We start from the raw sequence: 24,009 nt of genomic DNA on the forward strand, positions 1-24,009 counted from the left end.
GATTTTTAGATAGATGAGCCTTTCATTAGAGCAACTGCAAGCCTTTGTCGCCACGGTAGAGACCGGTTCTTTCTCAGCCGCCGCCCGTTATCTAGGCAAGGCGCAGTCTGCTATTAGCACGGCGGTATCAAATTTAGAAATTGATTTGGACAACAGCTTATTTGTCCGCAGTGGACGCTATCCAGTCCTAACGCCAGCTGGAGAGCGCTTACTGGTAGAGGCGCGAGTGATATTAGAGCGTTGTGAGCATTTTCGCGGGGTGGCCAAAAGTCTGGGCGAAGGAGTAGAGAGTCGATTGGTACTGGCGGTTGATGAGCTGTATCCCGAAGCAACGCTAGGCGGCTTGATGGAAGAGTTCTCGCGCCGATTTCCTAGTGTGGAGCTGGAGCTATTGTTTCCGTTGATGGAAGATGTCAGCCGCTTGGTGCTAGAAGATCGCGCCGATTTAGGCATTATGTGGCGTCAAGAGATACTACCTTCAGCGCTGAATTTTCATGGGCTTGGTTGGGTGTCGATGAAAATGGTGTGCGCGCCCAACCATGAGCTAGCTCGTCAGCCAGTAGGGTGGGAGGAGTTGAAACGCTATCGGCAATTGATGGTGGCAACACGCAATCATAGCGAAGAAAAAGCACGGTTGCGAATAGCATCTGATGTCTGGTGGGTCGAGAGCCAGTGGGTTATCGTTGAGCTGGTACAGCGCAATTTAGGCTGGGCATTCGTGCCTGAACATGTGGTAGCCAGTGCATTGGATAATGGTTTTTTAGTCGAGCCAATATTGGACTTTAACGATCATGATTGGCCAGTGGCTTTAGAAATTGTATGGCACAAGCAGCGTCCTCTAGGTAAAGCGGCTGCTTGGTTGAAGTCGGCTGCGATTGCGCTAAATAAGTGATATTAAGCGGTCAATAATAGCAAGTTTCAAATGGTCGTCCATTTATTGCGGGTGTACTATCTATAAGATTTATAATCTCGCCTATAAGTTTGAGTAGGTTATAAATTTAAACGGTTTTTAATATAAGTGCTTTAGTGGTCAAGTTATACTCTGCTTCAATCCAAATTATGTTTTTAACTTAAGTATTCGATACCGCTGAGCGACAGCAGTTGTCGCCCGCTTTAATTAGACGCTTTATCTTTCTCAATTTTTATATTATAGTTACTGAGTTAGGACGTTATTCAGTCAGGAAAACAGCAACATAGAGTTAACCCTCGAGGCGCAACGCTTCACCCTATAACTTCGCTATTGCTGTTAACTATCAATACTCTGGCTGGCATTAATCATTATTTTTCTAATCAACTAAACCCAATCTACTCATAAATTATAGCTGTCATATCGATGATGGCACAGATTTCATATTGTTAAAAATAAGTTTAAATAACTTCTAAAATCATCATTGAAACACTCATTTTACTTTTTAACGTTGCTCTAAAAGCGGCGGACAAGCTCGGCTGACTTAAATTTGCTCTGAGAATCACCCAAAATTAAAAATACTACAAGCTACTGATATTTAAAATAAATTAAAAAATAAGGACAATATTATGACAAACACAACTAACACTTTTGAGCAAAAACGTATCGATAATTTAAATTGGTCAAGTGGATCAAAACTGCCTAAATCCATTCAAGATAAGGTACAAACTAAACCAAAGATACCGTTGTTTTATCTGCATAACGAGTCTATCGATAACTATGAAGATGATATCTACTTTGTGAATAATAGCGATGAGACATTGAGCTTTGTTGCTCCCTATGAGCTGATGAAGAGAGATTTAGATTATCCTGAGGTAGTGGTTGCTGCCGAACCAAGTGAACGTGACATATCCCTCACTTATACTGATGTATTGCCCAAGCAAGGCGTGAGAATTGATCGTCAACATATCATCTATGATAGTGATTATCTCAATCAGATTATTGTGTATACCATGAGTCGTGCTAGCAAGGAGATGTGGGGAATATGGCGCTTGAATGTGTGCGAAAAAGGTATGTTTTCGTCTTGTCCCTTGCTATGGGAAGGTGGCGCCAAACCCTTATCTGTTGTGAGTGCCGATAAATTGAATGATCCCAAAGATCGTCCTATTTTACCTTGCGTATTGCCCATACGTCAGCAGTTATACCAAGAGTGGATCAATCATTATGATAAGGCGCGTGCAAGCTTGATGAGGTCTATCACCGATATGATCTATCGCTATGACTTTGGTATTGTGGGATGTTATTACAATGATACTTGGGATGAGTACAGCAGTGAGGCAGAGCAAATCGCTAATCGTCTGATTCAAGGTGATGCCGATAGCGTAGATGAGGTTCTCGCGATGATGACAGCTGTCTATGACGTGTCATTTGGTGCTGGATATACGAGGATTCCTATGGATGTCGCTGAGCGCATTTATGGTCTATGGTTGAATTATAAAAGTAATGCTAATAAATAAAAGACACAATGATAAAAGGAAAAAGCCATGATGTTTCCTATTGAAAATAACGACACGTTTTTACTATTCTTTCACGGTCTTGATTCAAGCAATGAAACCACTAAATATACCTGTATTAGCCGTGAGCCCAAAACCTGCCAAACCGTCAATTATCGAGATAATTTCAACGAGATTTTCGATATTTATGAGGCGTTAATTTTAGAAAAAATGAAGCAGTATCCGCGAGTGGTCTTGGCAGGGCATTCACTGGGTGGCTGGTTTGCCAATCATTTTGCCCACAAATACAATTTGCGTGCGCTATTAATAGCACCTAGCATTTATCCCAGTGAGGTTTTAGCCGATCGCATACCAGACGTGGCTGATATGAAACTGTCATTTCCGACCTCGAATACTGAGATGGTAAGAGTCATGGTTGAGGTTGATGATGAATGCTTAGATGTCGCCGTCGCCAGACGTACGTTGGTCAACTTACCTGAGAGCTGGGAAGTAGAGTATTTTGAGCGTGGTCATCACCGTATCGCCCGTAGCGAAGATATTTGGTATCACTTGGTTCATCTGTGCGAAGACCCCATTGTCTGGATGGATGACGCGACATATCATGGTGAAGATTAAATACCATCAGCCTTGCAGTAAGGCCTTATTAATTACTATTATAAAGAACTAAAAAACTATCGTGGGTTTAACGGTTTGCCAAGTTTTTCAATAATCACTTAGCAAACATTGCAACTTCCAGCACGATATAAAACCATTCTGGTAAAGCGCATGAGCCTGTACTCCGACAAGGCTACCCATGCCTGATTTGACTTGCCTATTTGGGCTTATTTTATTTATTGTTGTCGGAGTTCAGGAGTCACTGATGTCTAATATCAATAGCCAAAATCTCACGCCTTTCAAATATACTCATCGTTATACGCCGCGGCATCCTTTGGCAAAAGAGGCGGTTAGCCAAATAGAGAAATGTGAACGACGTTCGCAAGATATTGTCCAAGCCATGGGTTATCCGCCAAAACACATCATATCTGCCTGTAATCGTCTGCGTCATGTATTGTCTAGCGACATACTAGGACTTAATGCGACAGATATTGATAGTTACTTTACTGCTCATGAATTCTTAAAAGCACTATTATCCGTGCTCGATATAAAGTATGACACCTTTGCAGAGGATATTGCGCAAATCCAATATGACTTGGCGCATTATCCTTATCCGCTACCGCAATATCACTTGCGAGCTGTCATCGACTTTACATGGAGTGAGGGCGCTAACTGGATGTCGCGCGGCGTGGCTAGCAGTAAAGCTGTTGCGTATTTACCGCGAAATATTGCCAAAATGAATGTTGCAAAGCGTGAGTTGGTGATTCAACAATGTCTGGCTGCGCATTATGCAGAATATAACGGTCACTTGCCGTATAATGGCGTGATTAACGGTTATCAACTTATCATTGGACAGCGTCATGAGGTGGTTGGTAGCATCGAATATGATCTGCCGTAGTGTGAGTAGGATGTGATACATCACTCATCAATTGGTAGCGTTAACATTTAACACAGCATACCCAAATAAAAAGGCCGTCCCCAATGACCGATACTAATCTTTATAACCCGTATAATTTTGCACCTTTGCAACCAACTGGTAGAAACGAGACCAACACTGCCAATACCTATGCGCCTGAAGATATGATTAAAATATATGAGCAGCAGTTTCTTATTCCAGTACCTGAAGAAAAGCTGACTGAGTTTCTACCCGCGCTAAAAAGTTTCTATGATATTGACGATCATACGTTAGATGTCAGTGCCATTATCTTCGACGCAATCGCAGACGCCTCTATCATTTACAATCATAAGGTCAAAGTAGGCGACTATCAAATACTAGGTGGATTGATAGAGGAAGCGATTGAATACGATGAAGACAGTGATGAAAACAATAAAGATGACCAAGCCACTGAAGACCTATCCGTTGAAGACAAAGATATTCAAGCTTATACACTAGAATGTAAGCGTACTTTTTTCATTAATGAGGTAGAGATACCTTATCATTTCAACTTGTTTATTTATGGTGACGGTTATTCTACTTTAACCAAAAAAGAAACCGTGCTAGAAAAAATGTATTGGTTCGTTAGAGGACGCTTCGAAGAAAATCTATTAGACGACACTGAAGATAATGACAGTTTAGACTCGATCAATGAGCAGCTAGCGAGTTTGGGTATTCGGGAAATGGATTTGACCACCATAGACGAAGTAATAAGCTATGTGGAAGACAGTATCATAGATGATGCCATGGTAGAGGCGCTTAACAAGTTATTAGATGCGGCTGAGTAGGTAGCTATCCGTAAAATTGATGTCAGAACAACACGTTTTAACGTCAATTTTTATAAGAGCCGTTGTAAAAGAATATTTATATAAGATCAGCTATAAAAGACTATTGATATAAGGCACATTGCTATGCAACAAACACAGAATTCTGTGGATCAAAGACAAGATGCTGTAGAACACAGACCCGTATTTATGCCGAGAACCAACAGTGACAATCTGGTAAAAACAGACATGGTTAGATTTGAGCGGCATGTGGGATTTGCCAGTCGCCAGAAGAAAAAATCCATCAATGATATGCATCAAGTCATTCGCAAAAAGTATGGCTTTAGTCATGTCCTTGAGCTATCGAGCAAGTCTGGCAATAAATTGAGTTTTCCGCTGAGTCCATTGAGCTTGAAGCTAATAAATGAACAAGATGGGCAGCAGTACAGTGTCGAAAATGCCTTTCAAAGCAGTATGGTTTTTGAGGATGGTGGTCCCTATACTGACTTGTTAAGTGCGCCGCCAAGACAAGCCAGAAAGGACGAGCGCTTAATGACCTCGGGTGAACTGATTGGCTATAATTATTTTGGCATGGAGTGGAGCGTAGAGCCATTGACCACATTTTATGATTGGCTCTATGTGAATGCCCTAAAGCAAAACCCGCATTTGCATGAAGAAGTTATGCAATATCAAGCCTTTACGGATCGTGAGTTTAATCCTAAAAAGTCTATCCATTGTGCGGCTTATGCACTGGCGATGTTTGTGGCGCTCAATAAACGCGAGTTGCTCGATAACATTGAAGACCCCGCAGTATTTTTTAATTTATATCATGAATTCAAAATAAGTAATACTGAGCAGCTTTTGGAAGCGGGTTGGGTTTGATCGTTAGAGCGGTAATTTATGTAGTAAAAATTATCAAGATAAACTTATGCTAACCAAGTGACTTTATGATATATGAGAATAGCCAAGCTTGTCTTGGCTTTTTCATGCCTAAAAAATCAAGCACCTTAGTCTGATTGATTTTAGTGTTATATATTTCAACAGAACGCTTATCATTTTTAACCCATTTAGATAACTATCGATTGAATTGAGGACACGCCCTAAGTATGACTATAATTCTAAAAAATTGGACAAAAAAAAGCCTCACTGTTAAGTGAGGCTTTTTAAGTATTTGGAGCGGGAAAAGAGATTCGAACTCTCGACCCCAACCTTGGCAAGGTTATGCTCTACCACTGAGCTATTCCCGCTAATTATCAATTAACTATCGTCAGTTGATGAAGGCGTATTATACGCAGTTTTTTGAACGTGTCAACAGTTAGTATGAAAAAAAGTAAAAGATAGTAAATTGGCATATTATCCTAGCCTTCATCTGTGATATAACAGATTGTTGTAATCTATATTCCAAAAGCTTTGCTTTCTATAAATAGGCTGGAATACAGTTTTATAATGACTTTAACCATATTAATCATTTTCATGATTTATAAAGATAACACTTAAGGATAAGTACTATGAGTCAACAATATACCATCGCTGATTATTTGTTTGATCGTGTCGCAGAAGCAGGCGCATCAGAGATATTTGGCGTACCTGGTGATTTCAACTTAACTTTTTTAGACAATATTATTGCCTCTGATAAGCTGCGCTGGGTGGGTAACAACAATGAGTTAAATGCAGGTTACGCAGCGGACGGCTATGCACGTGAGCGCGGCTTTGCGGCGATGGTGACGACCTTTGGAGTGGGAGAATTGTCAGCGATTAACGCGACCGCAGGCTCTTTTGCTGAGTATGCACCAGTGCTTCATATCGTGGGCGCGCCAAGTACGGCTCTACAAGATTCGAAGCGCCGCATCCATCACTCACTTGGTGATGGCGTGTTCAATCATTTTATTAAAATGGTAGAGCCGGTCACGGTAGCACGAGCGCAGCTTACTCCTGAAAATGCTGCCTCAGAAATCGACCGTGTGATTCGTCTGATTCTTAAAAAACATCGCCCAGGATATCTGTTACTATCGCCTGACGTTGCTCGTCAACCTATTTATCCACCGACTACAAAGCTTGTTGATAGCCAAGAAGACATCACCAGTCAAGCAGCATTGGCAGATTTTAAACAAGCGCTCATAGAGTTTCTGCCAAACAAAACCACGACGCTGATGGCAGATTTGATGGTGCATCGTTTAGGGCTGCAAAATCAGCTTAAGGCATTGATTGCCGATACAGATATTCCTTATACGACTTTATCGTGGGGCAAAACTTTGCTTGACGAGAATAGTGAGCGCTGGGCAGGGACTTATGCTGGCGTGGCATCACGTCCCGTGGTCAAGGATGCAGTCGAAAACTGTGAGTGCTTAATAAAAATCGGTGTGCAATATACCGATACCACGACGGCAGGTTTTAGCCAAGATATTGATGAAAATACAGTGGTTGATTTGCATTATGAGCGCGCGAGCATTGCTGGCAAAAACTTTGCGCCCATTGCTCTAAAAGACGCCCTAAAAACGCTACATGAAGTCTTGACCTCAGATATTAATATTGTACCAAAGCAGTTCTGTAAAGAAGTCAAGCCGCATGAGCAGCAGGGTAAGGACGATGAGGCTATTCTTCAAGATGATCTATGGCATATCATTGCCGATCATCTAGATCATAATAATTTGGTGTTTGCAGAACAGGGAACGGCGTATTTTGGAATCAGTGATGTGCGTTTACCAGAAGGCGTGACTTGTTATGGACAACCAATGTGGGGTTCGATTGGTTATACGTTACCAGCAAGTTTGGGTGCGGCTATTGCATCGCCAAACAAGCGCAGTGTCTTATTGATTGGTGATGGCTCAGCATTATTGACCATTCAAGAAATCGCGGTGATGATTCAAGAGCATATCAATCCAGTGATTGTACTGATTAATAATGATGGCTATACCGTGGAGCGGGCGATTCATGGTGAAAACCAGCGCTATAATGACATTCCTAAGTGTAACTGGCAGATGATGCCAAAAGCTTTTGGTGCCACCGATGATAATAGTCTGCTGCTAAAAGCAGAAACAGCAGGCGAGTTAAAAGCAGCTCTTACGCAAGCAGCGGCTGTAAAAGACAAATTGGTTATGTTGGAGGTCATCGCTGATAAGCATGATATCCCGCCACTACTCGCCGATATCAGTGCCGCACTGAAGCCAAAAAATGATTGAGTGAGTAATAAAAAACTCGTTTCATAAAAATGAACAGCCCCATTTAGCACCATTGCTAGATGGGGTTTTTTGCACTTTTTTATCATATAGATTAATTAATCAGCGATGGCTCTTATGTCGGTTTGCAGACTTTAGTATCATGGTGGATTGGGCTATTTCCAGCCCTTATCATTCCATAGGAGATGACCCCGTCGTGATTTGGTTAAAAATGCTTATTGGTGCTCTAATGGTATTGGCGATTCAATTATTCGCGCAAACCAGATTTTTTTATTTGGCAGCACTCGCGCCACTGTTCCCCACATTTACGTTAATCAGTCACTTTATTGTTGGTACTGAGCGTAGCCCCGCTGATTTAAAAGTCGCATTAATATTTAGTATGCTCGGTGTCATACCGCACCTTATTTATACCTTTGTGGTGTTTTTTAGCATCGGTTACGTCAGCTTATATAAGGCATTACTGTTCGGCGTTGTCGCTTGGACAATAGCCGCAGCGATTTTGGTCCTTACATGGCAGTACATTCAGGCTTAGTTGCGGTTAGAAAAAAACGTAAACTCTGTCAAAGAGCAATACATCAAAGGTATATATAAAATTCGGTACATATTTCTACAGATAGTTTTTATAGATTCGGTCGTAGATGTTATGCTTAAGAGCGATTTTATGGTGTGACCTGTAGCAAACTAAAACTAGAATGATCGCGATAACTCCATTCATTACAATTTATAAAAATAGGGCTTAAAAAAAGATGGATACCTTAAATATCATCTATCTCGTAGGGGCATTGTTAATTTTCGCCAGTATTATGGCAAGTACGTTATCGGCGCGCTTAGGCGTTCCGCTATTGCTGTTGTTTTTGATCGTAGGGATGTTGGCTGGCGAAGATGGCATTTTAGGTATCGAGTTTGCCCAATACGGGCTTGCTAATTTCGTTGGGCAGGCGGCTCTTGCTTGTATCCTGTTAGATGGTGGGCTACGCACGTCTTTTAAGTCATTTCGAGTGGGTCTCAAGCCTGCTATTACCTTAGCCACTTGGGGCGTACTTGCGACGGTAATGATACTGGGTATATTCGTCACTTGGCTACTCGATGTTGATTGGCGACTTGGTTTATTGATGGCGGCCATTGTCGGTTCAACCGATGCAGCAGCGGTGTTTTCGCTATTGCGTAATGGCGGCGTCAAACTTAACGATCGTGTACAGGCTACATTGGAGCTAGAATCGGGCGCGAACGATCCTTTGGCTATTTTGCTGGTGACAGGATTAATCGCTTTAAATGTTGATCCCGCTGGACAGACAATACTAGGCTTTTTAGGGCTGTTATTACAGCAACTTGGCTTTGGTTTGGGCATGGGCTTACTGTTTGGTTATTTATTGGCAAGGCTATTACCAAAAATACACTTGGCAGAGGGTATGTATGCCATTTTGATCATGTCTGCGGGCTTGGCAGTTTTTGCCGCGACTAATCTGATTGGCGGCAGTGGATTTCTGGCAATTTATCTCACTGGTGTGCTAATTGGCAACCATAAAGTGCGCTCAACTGAGCATGTGATGCGGGTGATGGATAGCTTTGCGTGGTTGTCACAAGCGGTATTGTTTGTGGTACTAGGGTTATTGGTGACGCCATCGCATGTGATCGATGTTTGGTATTACTCCGTCGCGATTGCTGCTTTTATGATCTTTATTGCCCGTCCTATTGCGGTCTATACCAGTGTGAAACCTTTTAAATTTAAAGACAGAGAAATCGGCTTTATTTCTTGGGTAGGTCTGCGCGGCGCGGTTCCTATTACGCTTGCCATATTACCGGTGATGGCGGGAATAGATGGCGCTTTTATGTTGTTTGATATTGCTTTTGGCGTGGTGGTTTTGTCTTTGATTTTACAAGGCACGACCATTCCTTTTATGGCAAATTTATTCAAAGTGCGTATTCCTAGTAACAAAGACCCAGAAGAAGAGCATGAGGTTTGGGTATCTGACAAAGCAAGCATTACTTTATATGAGTTTGAAGTAAAGTCAGGGGCATTTGCGATTGATCGTCATCCAATGGCCATCTCTAAGCGCATAAGCCCTGATGAAATCAGTGTCTTTGCCTTGGTACGCAGGCAGCATATTATCATTGTTGATGAAAACACCAAGCTCAAATGCGGTGATAGGGTGTGGTATGCGATGACAGGGAACCACGCCACCCAAATTGCTAAGATTTTCAATGATACGACCCTTGACCATAAAGCCATGGATGATTTTTATGGCGATTGGCTGCTATCTCCAAGCGTGAAGCTTGGAGATTTGCCGTTTTTTACCGGTATTATGGCGTCTGAGTCGCTTGTCGATAAACTCAAATCCAAATCTGAGGACAGCGCCAAAAGTATGTGGGATCAAACGGTCGCTGAATATATTAATGACAGCTTAGAGATAAAGCCAGTATCGGGTGATACGGTCGACATCAATGACGAATGGTCGTTGGTCATAAAAGAGGTGGATGACAAAGGAAAGCTTAGAACGATTGGTTTAAAGCATCTAGAGTGATTAACAGCAGGGTAGCTATTTGCCGTTATTATTCACAAAAGACGCGTCATTTGACTTAAGAACTCGGCGACTTGTTTGTGTAAGTTTTCTCGATAAGCCCAATGATGCTTGACCTCGTAACTGGCCTCATTGGGCAGTAATATTTTCATCAGCCCCATTTCTTCATAACGCTTGGCTAAATCATTAGGCAAGTAACCAACATGATGACCCGCCAGAATGAGCTGCGCGGTTGCCTCCATATGATAGGTAGTGGCACTCAAGGTTTTTGGGCGGACATGATTGATACTCAAATCGGTAATATAGCCTCGTTTTATCCATGGATAGTTTTGTTCCAAATCCTCAAAAGTTAACCCTTCTGATTCATAAAACAATCGATGCTCGCGTCCACAGCAGACCACCTGCTTTTCAATAAAGGCTGGCTGAAAAGTTAGTAGTGGTGGAAAACTGCCAAAATATCCCACACCAATATCACTCTCGTTGCTTAGCAGCTTCTCTAGCATGCTTTCAGGGCTTTGCACATCGATAGAAAAGTGAATAAGGGGATTGTCACGATAGCTAGCAGCCAAGCATTGGCGCAAGGCATCATAAAAAAACGTCGGCATCTGGTCAATGAGACACAGTCGGATATGACCGCCACGCACCGAATCCAATTGGCGAATATAGTGCAGTTGATGCTGAAAACTGGCAACCGCTTCAGTAAAACTCAAACAGGCTTCATAAACCGCTGCGCCATCTTCTGTCAGCTTAAAACCCGCGCGTCCGCGATGACAAAGCGTCATGCCTAAGCGATCCTCTAAATGGGTCAAATGACCACTAATGACAGAGGTCGTCACATTTAAGCGAGACTGTGCGGCTGTCACGCCCTGACACTCTACAATCGCCATGAAACTACGCAAGGTTTTGATGTCTATTTTTATCAATTCATCTAGCATCGGTCATTATTCCTCAGTAGCTATGATGTCTATCAAAATGAATCTTCTATTTATCACTTTTCTAACATCAAATTTATATCAAACTTCTGATAATAACGGTTAAATCTAAATTACTACGAAAAACCAGAAGTTTACTTCTAAATTTTACCATGGTCTGACTTCAAATATTTAGGTATTGTCAAAGCATATAAAAAATTGCCTATTTTAAACAAACTGAAACAAGGATGTGATTTATGAAATTCAATCAACCATTAAGCGGCAACGATATGCCAAGATTTGGCGGCTTTGCTTCTATGATGCGCTTGCCAACTCAAGCTGATGCAGAAGGGTTAGATGTGGCGTTTGTGGGTGTGCCTTTAGATATTGGTGCGTCAAACCGTAGCGGTGCGAGATTGGGTCCACGACAAATTCGTGATGAATCACGCATGATTCGTCCCTATAATGTCGCCACTCGTGCAGCGCCTTTTGAATCTTTACAAGTTGCTGATATCGGCGACGTGCCTATCAATACTTTCAACTTGCTAAAAAGCATTGATATCATCGAAAAATTCTATACTGATAAAATCGTGAATCATAGTGCTATTCCATTGACTTTGGGCGGCGATCATACCATTGCCTTGCCTATCTTACGTGCGCTTGCCAAAAAACACGGCCCTGTCGGCATGGTGCATATCGATGCGCATGCAGATATCAACGATGAGATGTTTGGCGAAAAAATTGCTCATGGTACACCGTTCCGCCGCGCTGTCGAAGAGAACTTAATCGATGGCAACCGCGTGGTACAGATTGGCTTACGTGGTACAGGTTATAGCGCCGAAGAGTTTGATTGGTCAACCCAGCAAGGATTTCGTGTGGTGCCTGCTGAGGAATGCTGGTACAAGTCGCTGACACCATTGATGGCAGAAGTACGCGAAAAGCTCGGTGATGGCCCCGTCTATTTAAGTTTCGATATCGATGGAATTGATCCTGCTTTTGCACCGGGTACGGGCACTGCTGAAATCGGTGGCTTGACCTCAACGCAAGCGATTGAAATCATTCGCGGTATGCGCGGACTTGATGTGGTTGGTGGCGATTTAGTAGAAGTGTCTCCTCCTTACGACCCCTTTGGTAACACCTCTGTATTGGCGGCAAACTTACTGTTTGAGATGCTATGTATCTTACCGGGTGTGCGCTATGACGATAAGGTAAAGGCGGTGTATTAAGAATGATTTATAATCGCAAACTGCTTTTATCAAGCTGCTTTTTATAAGGGATTAAAGGGCAGCTTGGGTTTAACACTGAACAACTTATTTAAACGCGATTGAACTTTTTAGGATGATTAACTCATGACGCAAACGCTTCAAACATCTTCTTCAGCACCCGCCACGCCGTCTCTGACATGTGGTGAGTTGCTCGTACAGTGGCTAGAGTATTATGGGGTAGAGACCGTATTTGGTATTCCGGGTGTGCATACGGTCGAGCTATATCGTGGTCTGCCAAACACCAAAATTCGCCACGTGACACCGCGTCACGAGCAAGGTGCGGGGTTTATGGCTGATGGCTATTACCGCGCGTCTGGTAAAGTGGGGGTTTGCTTTATTATTACAGGTCCCGGTATGACGAACATCATGACGGCCATGGCGCAGGCGTTGGCAGACTCCATCCCGATGCTAGTGATTTCTAGTGTTAATAAAGTGGCAGATACGGGCAGCGGTGAAGGGCACTTGCATGAATTGCACGATCAGCAAGGCATGGTCAGTAAGGTTGCACTCACGAGCAAAACTATTTGGCAGCCTGAATCGTTACCCAAGGTCATCGCTGAAGCGTTTGCATTATTTAATGGCGCACGTCCGGGGCCAGTGCATATCCAGTTACCCATTGATGTGATTACCGCCGATGCCAGCCATGTCGCAAAGCCTTCTGATTATTTAAATAACTTTGTAAAAAATTCAACTGATGCACATGGTTTAACGTTACCTCAAGTAATGAGACCGCTGCCCAATCCTGCGCAATTAGATTTGATCGTTGAATCTCTAAAAGCGGCAAAAAATCCAGTGATACTTTATGGTGGTGGCTGCGTCGATGTCGATCATGACGCGCAGACTCTAGCAGAGCTTATCGATGCACCGACGTTTTTGACCATCAATGCCAAAGGTTTGCTGCCACCTAGCCACCCATTAAGTTTGGGTAGCAATCAGTCATTAGAGGCAGGTCGCGCCGTTATTGCTGAGGCTGATTGGGTATTGGCGATTGGTACTGAGCTGGGTGAAACTGATTATGATGTGTTCTTTAACGGCCAGTTCAAAATCAACGGTATGCTGATTCGCATTGACTGTGATGCTCAGCAATTACAGCGTCCTTTTAGAGCCGATATCGCAGTATTGTCCGATGCGCAAATGGCGGTAAGTGGTCTATGTAGTCGTTTAAAGGGTCAGGTGTTAAATAATCAAGCGGTATCACGAGTAAATGAGGCAAAACAAGCGCTATTAGCAGGAATGACACCAGACTTTGCTGGGCAAAATGCGCTACTTCAATTGATTCGAGATGAAGTAAAAGACGTCATCTTCGTTGGTGATTCAACGCAGCCTGTCTATAGCGGCAATCTTGGTTTTGAGGCATTGGCGACGCGTCGATGGTTTAATTCATCGACTGGATTTGGCACGTTAGGTTATGGTTTGCCTGCTGCCATTGGCGCCATGATTGGTTCCAACAGTCCAGTGGTCAGCTTGATTGGCGACGGCGGTATTCAGTTTACGATTGCAGAACTTATCTGCGCCGCCGAGCTTGAACTGCCATTGATTGTGCTGCTGTGGAACAACCAAGGCTATGGCGAGATTCGTCGTTATATGGAAGAGGGTGGATTGCCACTAATCGGGGTTAATATTAAGACGCCGAACTTTGAGCCGCTGGCAGCAGGATTTGGTGCAGGTTATCGTAGAATCACAGCCAAACAGCAATTGCTCGATGCTTTAAAAGAAGATATCAAGGGTAAGCAACCCATCATTTATGAAGTTGATGAAGCTGATGATTTTTTGATTGAAATGGGTAAAACGTTTACCTGCTTTAGCTAATGTTAATACGTCAAATATAATAAAGGCTGGTCGCTCAAGGAAGAACGTCTATGATGCCACATGCTAACCGCTCGTCTGGTCGCTTGAGCACCTCGCTGGCAAGCTTATTAACGGATTTATCCGCGATTGTTGGCGCGACCAATGTATTGACCAAACCCAGCCAGCAGCAGTCGTATACACAAGGGGCGATTGCTTCTATCACGGATGCTGTCGCGGCAGTTGTGATACCAGACTCTCTTGTGGCACTATGGCGCGTCATTAATCTCTGTGCGGCGGCTGATGTGATTGTTATTGCACAGGCTGCTAACACAGGGTTGACCGGAGGCTCGACACCGTACGGAGAGTACGATCGACCAGTCGTTGTGATTTCTACGCAACGATTGGGCGGTGTTCATCTGCTCAATGATGCAGCAGAGCTGGTTGCTTTGCCAGCGGCTAGCCTCCAGCAGTTGGAGTCTCAGCTTGCGCCATTAGGGCGTGAGCCGCATTCAGTGCTGGGCTCTAGTTGTGTTGGTGCTTCGGTGATTGGCGGTATTTGCAACAGCTCTGGCGGTATGTTGGTGCAGCGTGGTCTGGCGTATACCGAGATGTCACTATTTGCCAAACGTAATGCCATGGGTGAGTTTGAATTAATCAATCACTTAGGCATTGATTTAGGTGCAGATCCAGAAGAGGTGCTTAGAAACTTACAAACTGGCACGTTCAATAAAAATCCAGAGAGTGCCAACAGGAAGTCCTGTACCAACCACCATTATCAACACAAGGTGCGCGATTGCGAGGCAGACACACCTGCTAGATTTAATAATGACCCTAACGGATTATATGAAGCCTCTGGTTCAGCAGGCAAAGTCATCGTCTTCGCAGTTCGAGTCGCGACATTTGCCAAACCGACTCAAGAGCAAACGTTTTATATCTCGACCAATGACGCCGATACTTTGACCACACTCAGGCAACAGTGGTTAAAAAGCGAGCTAAACCTGCCTATTTTGGCAGAATATATGCATCAAGATTACAACGATATTACCATGCGCTATGGTCGCGATACTTGTTTGAGTATGCGAAAACTGCCAGCCAGTAAAATAGGAGCGTTGTATCGGTTACAAGCCAAGATTGGCTATTATTTGGATAAATGGCGACTGCCTCAGACTTTACCAGATCGGCTGCTACAAATAGCTAGTACGTTTATGCCGCTGTCATTACCCAATTCTTTGGCTGAGCAGGCGTGCTCCTATCGTTATCATTTAATCATTAATGTCGCGAATAGCAATAACGATGATAATAGCAATGATAACGGCAGTCATGGTCATATTGCCGCTGCCCAAGCATTTCTACAGTCTCATATGCAGCATCATCAAGGCGTCGTACATCTCTGTACAGCAGTAGAATCCCAAGCATTATTGGTGTTCCGTAGTGCGGCAACTGCTGCCATGTTCCGTTATCACAATCTTAACCACACAAGGTTTGGCGAGCTATTATCTACCGACATTGCCTTACCAAGAAATGCCGTAGATTGGGATGAAGTGCTACCTATTAACTTACAAAAGCAGGTCAGTAAAACCTTTTATTTGGGACATTTTTTTTGCCATGTCATGCATCAAGATTATCTGCTACACCCTGAAGTGGATGCAAAAAAATTCAAGGATGAGCTATTGGCGTTTTATGATCGACGTCGTATAGAGTACCCTGCTGAACACAACGTGGGTCATGTCTATACCGCAAAACCTGCACTACATACTTTTTATAAAAAACTAGATCCGACCAATTCTCTAAATCCAGGCATTGGTCAGACAGCAAAATGGAAAAATTGGCGATCGTCGCCCATCAAGGAGGAATTAAATGACGAATTATCTCGATAAGTCGCAGCAACCAATATTAGGAAACGATGTTGTCGATTCAGAAACGCCGCAAGGAGAGCAGTGGCGTGCGTCAATGTGGAAGTTTTTATTGTTTTCAGCATTGGGCATTGTACTATTTATTATTCCGTTTCAATGGGACGGAAAGGTTACGATTTTATTGGGTGTGTTAACGGACGCTTTGCAAGCTTTGTTGGGCGGTTCTGTCGTTTATGTGGCAATGGCAATCGTGACGACATCCTTTCTTGGGGCGCTGGCTGTGAAGGTGTTAAAGCCCAACCTGCATGAAGACGCTATGGTCAAAAAACTCTTCGATGTTGATTGGTTTTGGCTCACTGCCCGATTGTTAGGGATGGTGTTTGTCTGGATGATTTATCTGCAAGTCGGCCCTGAATTTATTATTAATCGTAATACCGGCGGCGTCATTTTCGAAGATTTGATTCCGATTTTGATTCCTTTGTTTTTCTTCGCCATTTTATCGTTACCGTTTTTGACGGATTTTGGTTTGATGGAGTTTTTGGGCACACTGGCGAGCAAAATATTTGTCAAGCTGTTTAAGTTGCCAGGACGCTCAGCGGTAGATGCGATGTCCTCTTGGTTTGGCGCGGCTTCTATCGGTCTACTGGTGACCATGCAGGAGTATGATAAAAGCTACTATAGCCAGCGTGAAGCGGCGATTATCGCGACGACTTTTTCGGTGACTTCGATCGCTTTTACTTATGTCGTCGCCAAAACCATCGGCGTGGACGATAACTTTGTTTATTTTTATCTGACCATTGCTTTGACGGGCTTTATCGCTGCGATTATTATGCCGCGTATACCGCCACTCTCCTTAAAGCCTGATACCTATCATTCTGGCAAAAGTATGCTCGATGAAGGGATTCCTGCTCAGTACACAACTTACCAGTGGGCAGTCAATCGTGCTGTGACGCGCGCGCACTCAATGCCAAGTCTGGGTCAAGTATTCAAACGTAGTGTAAAGAATTTATTCGATATCTATTTTGGGCTAATCCCCGTGATTTTCGCAATTGGTACGATTGGTCTGGGCTTAGCCGAATATACGCCTGTGTTTAAATGGTTGTCTGCACCGTTGGTACCGCTGCTTGATTTGTTACAGATTCCAGAGGCAGCAGAGGCGGCTCCAGCGATGATTATGGGCTTTGCGGATATGTATTTGCCAGCCTTGGTCGGCAAAAGTATTGAGAGTGAGATGACAAGATTCATCGTTGGTGCATGTTCTATTACTCAGATTATTTATATGTCTGAAGTGGGCGCGCTGATTTTGAAATCAAACATCAAGCTTAACGTGTTAGAGCTGTTTATGATTTTTATTCTTCGTACTCTGATCAGTTTGGTGGTGATTACTTCAGTGGCGCATCTACTTTATTAGCCATGTAGCCAATATTAACCCAGCCTCTAGCATAACGAGATAATGTGCTAAATAATCGGTTTATCTAACTAAAGAATAAACTGATTATTTAGCGAATGATTTATAGAAACACTTATAAATGCAATTAAAGACAATAGGTATAACAACAATTATATCAAACCATATAAGGTGATTGACCATCATGGAAATGACGAATGCTAACAGTTTAACGAGAGAAAGCGCCATCCAAACGGTTCACGATGAAGTGATGTTAAATGCAGCTTATATAGATGGCAAATGGATGACTATTGAAGCGCCTGCTACCGATACTGCTGACGCTGATAGCTATGATTCGAATCATGATTCAAGTTATGATTCGAATTCGGGAACAATCATCGCTACCACTCGATTGTGTACCAAGGTACAGGTAGAATTGGCAGTCAATGCGGCTTCTGCGGCGTATCCATCTTGGTCGCAAACCGCTGTAAGCAAGCGCGCATCGTATCTCAATGCCATTGCCGAGACGATGGAGCAGCAGTTTGACAAATTGGTGGGATTGTCTGTATTAAATAATGGTAAGCCCATTGAAGAGGCAAAAATAGACGTGAGCGATGCCATTGCCTGCTATCGCTATTATGCCAATCTCATCACAGAACAAGCGACTTGGTCGGAGGTATCTACCAGCGAGTCAAGCATACGCTTGCTAAAAACGTATGCGCCTGTTGGTATTTGCGCCCTTATTGTCCCGTGGAATTTTCCAATGGTGACCACTGCTTGGAAGTTAGCTCCTGCATTGGCTGCAGGCTGTACGGTGCTATTAAAGCCCTCCGAGGTGACATTATTGCCAGAGTTGATGCTGGGCAATATATTGTCTGCTATTAAACTACCGAAAGGAGTCGTTAATATTTTACCGGGTGCAGCTGAAGTGGGCGCTGCCATGACCTGCCATCCATTAATCGACAAAATTTCTTTTACTGGTAGCAACGCCGTTGGTGAAAAGGTAATGAGCCAAGCGGCAAAAGGTATCAAGGATATCAGTCTAGAGCTGGGCGGTAAGTCAGCCATCGTCGTATGTGCAGATGCTGATATCGACCACGCTTGTGATTTAATCATCGGTGGCATATTTACCAATGCCGGTCAGATCTGTTCAGCCACCTCAAGACTGCTCGTTCATGAAAGCATTGCTCAGTCGTTGTTCGATACATTAAAAGTTAAGACAGAAAATTTGCAAATTGGTGATGGCTTTGACACTGACACGCAAATGGGTCCACTGGTTAGTGAGCAGCAACTGAATCAGGTAAAAAAATATTTCGACATTGCGACTGCCGAAAACCTGACTTGTCTCACAGGTGGTGAGGTCTTAAATCGGCAAGGGTATTTTGCGATGCCGACCATTTATACTAATGTTCCAGTGACCAGTCGATTATGGACAGAAGAGGTTTTTGGGCCGGTCTTAGTGAGTCAAACGTTTACCGACCATGCAGAGGCGATTGCTTTAGCCAATGATAGCCAGTTTGCTTTGGCCGCGAGCATTGTCAGCGCTGATGAAACGGCGGCCGTAGAGATGGCGCTACAGATTCAAGCAGGTCATATCTGGATCAATGAACAACAAATTGTACTGCCAGAGTCAGGGTGGGGCGGCTTTAAGCAAAGTGGTATCGGTCGTGAGCTGGGCGTAGATGGCTTGTCTGCGTATCAAAAAAGCAAGCATGTGCTATTTAGTCATTAAACGTTGGGCGCTTTCATATCTTATTTAGCCATTGACATTGTTACCAATGGCTAAATAAGATATTTGCTTTGTAAATTAACTTTACTGGACTAAGAATGCCATTCGATATAAAATTGAGCAATCATTCAAATTTTATCGCTGTGCTTGTTTTTATATGAGATTACAGCTTTTGATATGGAAAAACTATGTCACGTACCGCACTTTATAACCGTCAGGATGCCTTAGAACGCGCGTTACAGCTTTTTTGGCAAAAAGGCTTTCATGCTACTTCGTTAAAAGACATAGAAGAGACGCTCGATATGCGTCCAGGAAGCATTTATGCTGCGTTTGGCAGTAAAGATGGATTATTTCAAGAAGCGTTAGACTACTATGCTCGCCTAGGTTTGAGTGAGCTTGAGCGGGTAATGGGCGCTTATCAATCGCCGCTGTTGGGGTTAGCCGCTTTCGTGCGTCAGCTGGGCGGTATTCGTGATAAAGGGCTGCCGAGTCAGGCTTGCATGTTGGTCAAAAGCTTACTGGAGCTTGGTGCTCGTGAGCAGACAGCGCTACAAAAAGTTGAAATGCTGCTGGCAGGTATGGAGCTGCGTTTTATAAATTACTTTACCGAAGCACAGCGGCTGGGTGAATTGGATAGTAAGTTGGATCCGACTAGGTTAGGTCGTCGCTTGCAGGCCGAAGTGATGGGGCTGCGTGCTTTTGCGCAGCGTGATGTCGAGAGTGCAGCGGTGCAAGCGTTGGCTGAAGATATGGCGCTCTCTATAGAAGCGCTGCGTATGGATGAGCCTGTTGGCGAGTAGTGCATGTTGACTATTTGCAAATAAGCACTGCTAAAGGGTTATTGCCGATTAAGTAAGGCTGATTGCTAAAATATTTTTGTTATGAAAAAAAGGGTTTTAGCGTTACTGTATAGTCTCGGGCTATACAGTAACGCTAAAACCCTTAGCTTTTCTAAAACTCTTAGTTTTGAAGACGCAATCATTAATCAGATGATTTAGTCTGGCATGTCAGCTAACTGCTGCAAAATGCTTTTATAATTTTCAATACCTTGTGCGCCGCTAATTAAATGACGCTCATTGAAAACCATAGAAGGCACACTTTGGATGCCTTGTTGCTGCCAATGCTGCTTTTCTTTTTCTACCGCTGCAGCAAATCGCTGATCTTTTAAGACCGCTAGTGCTTCGCTACGATCCAGTCCAACATCGGCAAGCACACTATAATCTGATATATTTTGATTATCGACGAAGTGTGCGACGAACAATGCTTGCTTTAGCTCGTGCATACGCCCTTGTTGATCGGCCCAATGCAGCAACTGATGCGCATTAAAAGTATTGTAAGTACGAAAGTCATCGGTAAACTGAAAATCAAATCCAGCTTCAGCACCTGCTTCGGTCATTCTAGCTCGGTTCTCTTGAATGTCCTCAGCAGTCGTACCGTACTTCTCCATGATATGCTCACGATAGTTTCGTCCTTCGTGCGGCGTATTAGGATTTAACTCAAATGGATGCCAGTGAATCTCGTGCGGAGTGTTGGTTTGTTTTAATGCCTCGGCTAGTTGACTATAGCCAATAGCGCACCAAGGGCAGACCACGTCTGACACGATATCTATTCGTAATGGTTTTTTTAAATCACTCATAGTGGCTCCTTATTTGGTTCTTATATAATTAGACAGCTTTATGCCATTCAAACTTTTGGAAAGGCTTGTCGATTGGCGTGTTGGCTAAATGGTTGGTGTAGTTACTCATCACTTTTTGAGCCGCTGCAAGAACCACTTCTAAAATCTGACGTTTAGTAAAGCCTGCATCTAAGAACGCTTGCACTGCGTCATCATTTACATTACCACGATCACGAACGACCGATAGCGTAAAGTCGCGTAATGCTTCTAGTTTTTCAGTTGGCAGAGGTGTCTCATTACGTAATGCATCAGTAATGGCGTCATCTACTTTCATGCTTTTGGCGATGCCAGTATGAGCGGGTACACAGTAATGGCACTCATGCTCGACGTTGATGGTTTGCCATACGACCGTGACTTCCTCATCATCGAAACTGCTGTCTAAAAACAACTGATGCAGGCGTTGATAGCCTTCTAATAGCCCAGGTGCTTCAGCCATGACGGCATGTAGACCTGGGACTCTGCCAAATGCTTTGATAGATACATCAAGCAAATCTTTACTTTCTGCTGGGGCTGTGTCTTTGTCGTGTAGAGTAAATTCAGTCATGTGAAAGTCCTTCGGATAATTATTAGTGAATTGTTATAAAAGTAAGTGTGTAGAAGCGACTTGAAAACCTATTATATATTTGAGTGAGTACTCAATTTAATAAGTGAGATTTTCGTGAGTCGCTCAACAACTTCAGCCACTATAATCCATTTTGAGCAATCGTTCAAATAATATTTGAGTGAATGCTCAAGTTGTTTGTAAATTTCGTTTACATTCAAAGCTAGGCGGCATCACGACAGTTATTTGTTTTTCTTAACCAAGTTATTGCTAAATGGCATTGTTAACAATCCCCATAGCGAGGCATTTTGTTTGGCTGCTGGGTATTCTTTTAGCCCAATATCTAGCTCATTATCAGACTGCTTTGCTTTACCCTTATAACTACCAAAAATCCAATCCCACCAAATGACACTAAAGCCATAATTTGAGTTGGTCTCACTGACGCGTTGGCTATGGTGAATACGGTGCAAAATCTGCGTCATCAATATTAAGCGTAGCGGTTTTTCAAGCGCAGGTGGCAGGCGAATATTGGCATGGTTAAATATCGCTAAGCCATTTAACGCAATCTCAAATATCAATACGGCGATGGCAGGAACACCCAATAAGCTGACGGCAACGAGCTTCACTAGAATGCTTAAAACGATTTCAATGGGATGAAATCTAAGCCCTGTACTGGCATCGACATGTGCATCAGCGTGATGGACTTTATGTAAACGCCATAGAATAGGTACGCGGTGAAATAATCGATGCTGCCAGTAAATGATGATGTCGAGCAATATCAAGCTTAGTATGATGACTAGGATACTTGGCAATTTGATGATATTAAATAGACCAATCCCATGTTGCTGATTATACAGCGCCGCAGCCGTTAGACCGACAGGCACCGCTAGACGAGCAATAACTGACGAGATAAAAACCAAGCCAAAGTTAGCGAACCAGCGTTTGCTGCTTTTGATCGGTGCTTGACGTGCAGGCATGCGCCATTCTATCAGCATCATAATCACTAAAATGCTCAAAAAGAACCCAAGCCGCCACCATACTTCGTTAGTCATTAGCTGCCTCTTAACTTATTCTATTTATATACTGTTTTTATCTATTTCTAGCTGCTTAAGGGTATGGTAGCCGCCATGGATACGGGTAAAAATCGTAATCGCGCAGGCTGTGGCAAAAATGCTGGCAAGTAATACAAAGTGCTGTGGCCACAGGCAAAAAGCGACAAACAGTGCGATGGTTTCGGTGCCCTCAGTCAAACCGTTTAAATAATAAAAGCTTTTATATTTAAACTGTGGTTTATCCAGTGTAAACTTTTCCGCAGCAATGGCAAACGCTAAAAAGCTAGAGCCTGTGCCAATAAAGGTGGCGAGTAATAAGGCGCCAGCAATGGCATTCTGCTCAGGATTCGCCAAGATGAATCCCAGCGGAACTGCTGCATAAAAGAGAAAGTCGAGCGTAATATCTAAGTAGCCGCCTGCGCTAGAGCTTTGCTTTGCATAACGGGCTAAAGCGCCATCGAGACCATCAAAAATACGATTCAATGCAATGACTGCCAGTGCGCCATACCAAAGCTCAAATGCGAGTAACGGCAAGGCTAACATACCGATTAAAAAGCCTGCCACCGTGAGTTGATCAGCCGTAATACCGCGTTTATGCAAGACAACGACGACAGGGCTTAGTATCGGCTTAATCATGGGCGTAAGAAATTTATCTAGCATGCGCTTGCCTTTTGTATTTCGCTTTGACGTTTAAGATTTTATGTATAAAACTAGAACTCTAAAACTACAGTTCTAAATGAATGACTTTACCGTTTGCGGCTTCAGCATCGCTATAATCGTGGGTGACCATGATGGCGGGAAGTTTATGAGTGCGGATTTGCTCAAACACCAGTTGCCTCGTATCTACTCGAAGTTGGGTATCAAGCTTGCTAAAAGGCTCATCGAGTAGTATCGCTTTTGGTGCGCTGAGCAAGGTTCGCAGTAGCGCCACGCGTGCTTGTTGTCCGCCCGATAAATTGTCAGGATGGCGATTTCCCATGCCTGCTAAACCAACTTGTTCAAGTGCCTGCTCTATTTTTTCACGGCGCTGTTTTTTATTGAGCTTCTCAGCGCTATTCTTATTGTCTTGAGGCATCGAAAAAGCAATATTACCGGCAACCGATAAATGCGAAAATAGTAGAGCGTCTTGATACAGTACCCCAATATGACGCAGGTGCGTCGGCAGATGGCTTACATTTTTATCATTTAACCAAACCTCACCAGTAGCGTTAAAACCGTTTGGTAAAGTACCTGTTAGCCAGTTCAATAAGCTAGATTTACCACTGCCAGAGGGACCCATGACAGTCAATATTTCACCACCAGCAATCTGCTCATCTAGGCTCAGTAATAGCTCGCCTTGTCGATATAACTGCAAGTTTTTTATCTGTAAAGAGGATTGCATCAAGAGCCCTTTATCTGCG

21 protein-coding genes and 1 tRNA gene are annotated in these 24,009 nt (G+C 43.4%); 15 read left to right on the forward strand and 7 right to left on the reverse strand.

The genetic code is table 11. The annotated features are described in order from the left end of the window. The first annotated feature begins 13 nt into the window (after positions 1 to 13). The 6 genes from JMX82_RS09220 to JMX82_RS09245 all read left to right on the forward strand — a co-directional run bounded on the left by JMX82_RS09220 (position 14) and on the right by JMX82_RS09245 (position 5,595). The gene (locus JMX82_RS09220; protein ID WP_087816195.1) at positions 14 to 892 is read left to right on the forward strand and encodes a LysR family transcriptional regulator; all 879 of its coding nucleotides are present in this window, start codon (positions 14 to 16) and stop codon (positions 890 to 892) included. Positions 893 to 1,536: 644 nt separating this feature from the next. Then, complete coding sequence (locus JMX82_RS09225) at positions 1,537 to 2,424, forward strand: hypothetical protein (RefSeq protein ID WP_201540322.1); 888 nt, start codon at positions 1,537 to 1,539, stop codon at positions 2,422 to 2,424. A gap of 27 nt (positions 2,425 to 2,451) precedes the next feature. After that, a complete protein-coding gene (locus JMX82_RS09230) occupies positions 2,452 to 3,036 on the forward strand; it encodes an alpha/beta hydrolase (protein WP_201540323.1) in 585 nt (194 codons plus the stop codon). A 244-nt stretch (positions 3,037 to 3,280) separates the two neighbouring features. Next, on the forward strand, positions 3,281 to 3,913 hold the full coding sequence (locus JMX82_RS09235; RefSeq protein WP_201540324.1) for a hypothetical protein: 633 nt from the start codon (positions 3,281 to 3,283) through the stop codon (positions 3,911 to 3,913). An 83-nt stretch (positions 3,914 to 3,996) separates the two neighbouring features. After that, the gene (locus JMX82_RS09240; protein WP_201540325.1) at positions 3,997 to 4,737 is read left to right on the forward strand and encodes a hypothetical protein; all 741 of its coding nucleotides are present in this window, start codon (positions 3,997 to 3,999) and stop codon (positions 4,735 to 4,737) included. A gap of 144 nt (positions 4,738 to 4,881) precedes the next feature. Next, complete coding sequence (locus tag JMX82_RS09245) at positions 4,882 to 5,595, forward strand: DUF6977 family protein (RefSeq protein WP_201540373.1); 714 nt, start codon at positions 4,882 to 4,884, stop codon at positions 5,593 to 5,595. Between the two features lie 290 nt (positions 5,596 to 5,885). On the opposite strand, the gene JMX82_RS09250 is transcribed toward JMX82_RS09245, so the two are convergent. Next, a tRNA-Gly gene (locus JMX82_RS09250) sits at positions 5,886 to 5,960 on the reverse strand. A 261-nt stretch (positions 5,961 to 6,221) separates the two neighbouring features. Here JMX82_RS09250 and JMX82_RS09255 point away from each other — a divergent pair. The 3 genes from JMX82_RS09255 (at position 6,222) to JMX82_RS09265 (ending at position 10,411) form a co-directional block, all read left to right on the forward strand. Beyond that, positions 6,222 to 7,892 (forward strand): alpha-keto acid decarboxylase family protein, encoded by a 1,671-nt coding sequence (locus JMX82_RS09255; protein ID WP_201540326.1) that lies wholly within the window; start codon positions 6,222 to 6,224, stop codon positions 7,890 to 7,892. A gap of 193 nt (positions 7,893 to 8,085) precedes the next feature. Further along, positions 8,086 to 8,421: a GlpM family protein gene (locus JMX82_RS09260; RefSeq protein WP_227676529.1), complete on the forward strand. Its 336-nt coding sequence runs from the start codon at positions 8,086 to 8,088 to the stop codon at positions 8,419 to 8,421. Between the two features lie 214 nt (positions 8,422 to 8,635). Beyond that, the gene (locus JMX82_RS09265) at positions 8,636 to 10,411 is read left to right on the forward strand and encodes a potassium/proton antiporter (RefSeq protein WP_201540327.1); all 1,776 of its coding nucleotides are present in this window, start codon (positions 8,636 to 8,638) and stop codon (positions 10,409 to 10,411) included. A 32-nt stretch (positions 10,412 to 10,443) separates the two neighbouring features. Here the strand turns inward: JMX82_RS09265 and JMX82_RS09270 are convergent, their stop codons facing one another. Further along, on the reverse strand, positions 10,444 to 11,343 hold the full coding sequence (locus tag JMX82_RS09270) for a LysR family transcriptional regulator (protein ID WP_060491318.1): 900 nt from the start codon (positions 11,341 to 11,343) through the stop codon (positions 10,444 to 10,446). A gap of 233 nt (positions 11,344 to 11,576) precedes the next feature. Here JMX82_RS09270 and speB point away from each other — a divergent pair, with 233 nt between their 5' ends. The 6 genes from speB to JMX82_RS09300 all read left to right on the forward strand — a co-directional run bounded on the left by speB (position 11,577) and on the right by JMX82_RS09300 (position 20,141). Beyond that, positions 11,577 to 12,545: an agmatinase gene (speB, locus tag JMX82_RS09275; protein WP_201540328.1), complete on the forward strand. Its 969-nt coding sequence runs from the start codon at positions 11,577 to 11,579 to the stop codon at positions 12,543 to 12,545. Between the two features lie 123 nt (positions 12,546 to 12,668). Continuing rightward, the gene (locus JMX82_RS09280) at positions 12,669 to 14,393 is read left to right on the forward strand and encodes a 5-guanidino-2-oxopentanoate decarboxylase (RefSeq protein ID WP_201540329.1); all 1,725 of its coding nucleotides are present in this window, start codon (positions 12,669 to 12,671) and stop codon (positions 14,391 to 14,393) included. 50 nt (positions 14,394 to 14,443) lie between these two features. Beyond that, positions 14,444 to 16,249, forward strand: coding sequence for a D-lactate dehydrogenase (gene dld / locus JMX82_RS09285; protein WP_201540330.1), 1,806 nt, complete (start codon positions 14,444 to 14,446; stop codon positions 16,247 to 16,249). Beyond that, positions 16,230 to 17,636, forward strand: coding sequence for a YjiH family protein (locus JMX82_RS09290; RefSeq protein WP_201540331.1), 1,407 nt, complete (start codon positions 16,230 to 16,232; stop codon positions 17,634 to 17,636). The genes dld and JMX82_RS09290 overlap by 20 nt, the downstream gene beginning before the upstream one ends. 181 nt (positions 17,637 to 17,817) lie before the next feature. After that, positions 17,818 to 19,344, forward strand: a complete 1,527-nt coding sequence (locus JMX82_RS09295; RefSeq protein WP_227676537.1) for an aldehyde dehydrogenase family protein — start codon at positions 17,818 to 17,820, stop codon at positions 19,342 to 19,344. A 185-nt stretch (positions 19,345 to 19,529) separates the two neighbouring features. Next, the gene (locus JMX82_RS09300; RefSeq protein ID WP_201540332.1) at positions 19,530 to 20,141 is read left to right on the forward strand and encodes a TetR/AcrR family transcriptional regulator; all 612 of its coding nucleotides are present in this window, start codon (positions 19,530 to 19,532) and stop codon (positions 20,139 to 20,141) included. A 194-nt stretch (positions 20,142 to 20,335) separates the two neighbouring features. Here the strand turns inward: JMX82_RS09300 and JMX82_RS09305 are convergent, their stop codons facing one another. From JMX82_RS09305 to JMX82_RS09325, 5 genes are all read right to left on the reverse strand, one after another. Further along, the gene (locus tag JMX82_RS09305; RefSeq protein WP_201540333.1) at positions 20,336 to 20,977 is read right to left on the reverse strand and encodes a DsbA family protein; all 642 of its coding nucleotides are present in this window, start codon (positions 20,975 to 20,977) and stop codon (positions 20,336 to 20,338) included. Between the two features lie 28 nt (positions 20,978 to 21,005). Continuing rightward, complete coding sequence (locus JMX82_RS09310) at positions 21,006 to 21,560, reverse strand: carboxymuconolactone decarboxylase family protein (protein WP_201540334.1); 555 nt, start codon at positions 21,558 to 21,560, stop codon at positions 21,006 to 21,008. A 239-nt stretch (positions 21,561 to 21,799) separates the two neighbouring features. Beyond that, positions 21,800 to 22,609 carry a sterol desaturase family protein gene (locus JMX82_RS09315; protein ID WP_201540335.1) on the reverse strand — a complete coding sequence of 270 codons (810 nt, stop codon included), beginning with the start codon at positions 22,607 to 22,609 and terminating at the stop codon, positions 21,800 to 21,802. Positions 22,610 to 22,633: 24 nt separating this feature from the next. Beyond that, positions 22,634 to 23,269 (reverse strand): CDP-alcohol phosphatidyltransferase family protein, encoded by a 636-nt coding sequence (locus JMX82_RS09320; protein ID WP_201540336.1) that lies wholly within the window; start codon positions 23,267 to 23,269, stop codon positions 22,634 to 22,636. Between the two features lie 64 nt (positions 23,270 to 23,333). Next, positions 23,334 to 23,990 (reverse strand): ATP-binding cassette domain-containing protein, encoded by a 657-nt coding sequence (locus JMX82_RS09325; protein WP_201540337.1) that lies wholly within the window; start codon positions 23,988 to 23,990, stop codon positions 23,334 to 23,336. Positions 23,991 to 24,009 lie beyond the last annotated feature (19 nt).

The organism is Psychrobacter sp. 1044, from assembly GCF_904846525.1.
GTDB lineage: Bacteria > Pseudomonadota > Gammaproteobacteria > Pseudomonadales > Moraxellaceae > Psychrobacter.

What these genes read in the sequence shown, in the direction of transcription:
- JMX82_RS09220 (WP_087816195.1), top strand. Translation starts at nt 14, where the DNA reads ATGAGCCTTTCATTAGAGCAACTGCAAGCCTTTGTCGCCACGGTAGAG.
- JMX82_RS09225 (WP_201540322.1), top strand. Translation starts at nt 1,537, where the DNA reads ATGACAAACACAACTAACACTTTTGAGCAAAAACGTATCGATAATTTA.
- JMX82_RS09230 (WP_201540323.1), top strand. Translation starts at nt 2,452, where the DNA reads ATGATGTTTCCTATTGAAAATAACGACACGTTTTTACTATTCTTTCAC.
- JMX82_RS09235 (WP_201540324.1), top strand. Translation starts at nt 3,281, where the DNA reads ATGTCTAATATCAATAGCCAAAATCTCACGCCTTTCAAATATACTCAT.
- JMX82_RS09240 (WP_201540325.1), top strand. Translation starts at nt 3,997, where the DNA reads ATGACCGATACTAATCTTTATAACCCGTATAATTTTGCACCTTTGCAA.
- JMX82_RS09255 (WP_201540326.1), top strand. Translation starts at nt 6,222, where the DNA reads ATGAGTCAACAATATACCATCGCTGATTATTTGTTTGATCGTGTCGCA.
- JMX82_RS09265 (WP_201540327.1), top strand. Translation starts at nt 8,636, where the DNA reads ATGGATACCTTAAATATCATCTATCTCGTAGGGGCATTGTTAATTTTC.
- JMX82_RS09270 (WP_060491318.1), bottom strand. Translation starts at nt 11,343, where the DNA reads ATGCTAGATGAATTGATAAAAATAGACATCAAAACCTTGCGTAGTTTC.
- speB (WP_201540328.1), top strand. Translation starts at nt 11,577, where the DNA reads ATGAAATTCAATCAACCATTAAGCGGCAACGATATGCCAAGATTTGGC.
- JMX82_RS09280 (WP_201540329.1), top strand. Translation starts at nt 12,669, where the DNA reads ATGACGCAAACGCTTCAAACATCTTCTTCAGCACCCGCCACGCCGTCT.
- dld (WP_201540330.1), top strand. Translation starts at nt 14,444, where the DNA reads ATGATGCCACATGCTAACCGCTCGTCTGGTCGCTTGAGCACCTCGCTG.
- JMX82_RS09290 (WP_201540331.1), top strand. Translation starts at nt 16,230, where the DNA reads ATGACGAATTATCTCGATAAGTCGCAGCAACCAATATTAGGAAACGAT.
- JMX82_RS09295 (WP_227676537.1), top strand. Translation starts at nt 17,818, where the DNA reads ATGGAAATGACGAATGCTAACAGTTTAACGAGAGAAAGCGCCATCCAA.
- JMX82_RS09300 (WP_201540332.1), top strand. Translation starts at nt 19,530, where the DNA reads ATGTCACGTACCGCACTTTATAACCGTCAGGATGCCTTAGAACGCGCG.
- JMX82_RS09305 (WP_201540333.1), bottom strand. Translation starts at nt 20,977, where the DNA reads ATGAGTGATTTAAAAAAACCATTACGAATAGATATCGTGTCAGACGTG.
- JMX82_RS09310 (WP_201540334.1), bottom strand. Translation starts at nt 21,560, where the DNA reads ATGACTGAATTTACTCTACACGACAAAGACACAGCCCCAGCAGAAAGT.
- JMX82_RS09315 (WP_201540335.1), bottom strand. Translation starts at nt 22,609, where the DNA reads ATGACTAACGAAGTATGGTGGCGGCTTGGGTTCTTTTTGAGCATTTTA.
- JMX82_RS09320 (WP_201540336.1), bottom strand. Translation starts at nt 23,269, where the DNA reads ATGCTAGATAAATTTCTTACGCCCATGATTAAGCCGATACTAAGCCCT.
- JMX82_RS09325 (WP_201540337.1), bottom strand. Translation starts at nt 23,990, where the DNA reads ATGCAATCCTCTTTACAGATAAAAAACTTGCAGTTATATCGACAAGGC.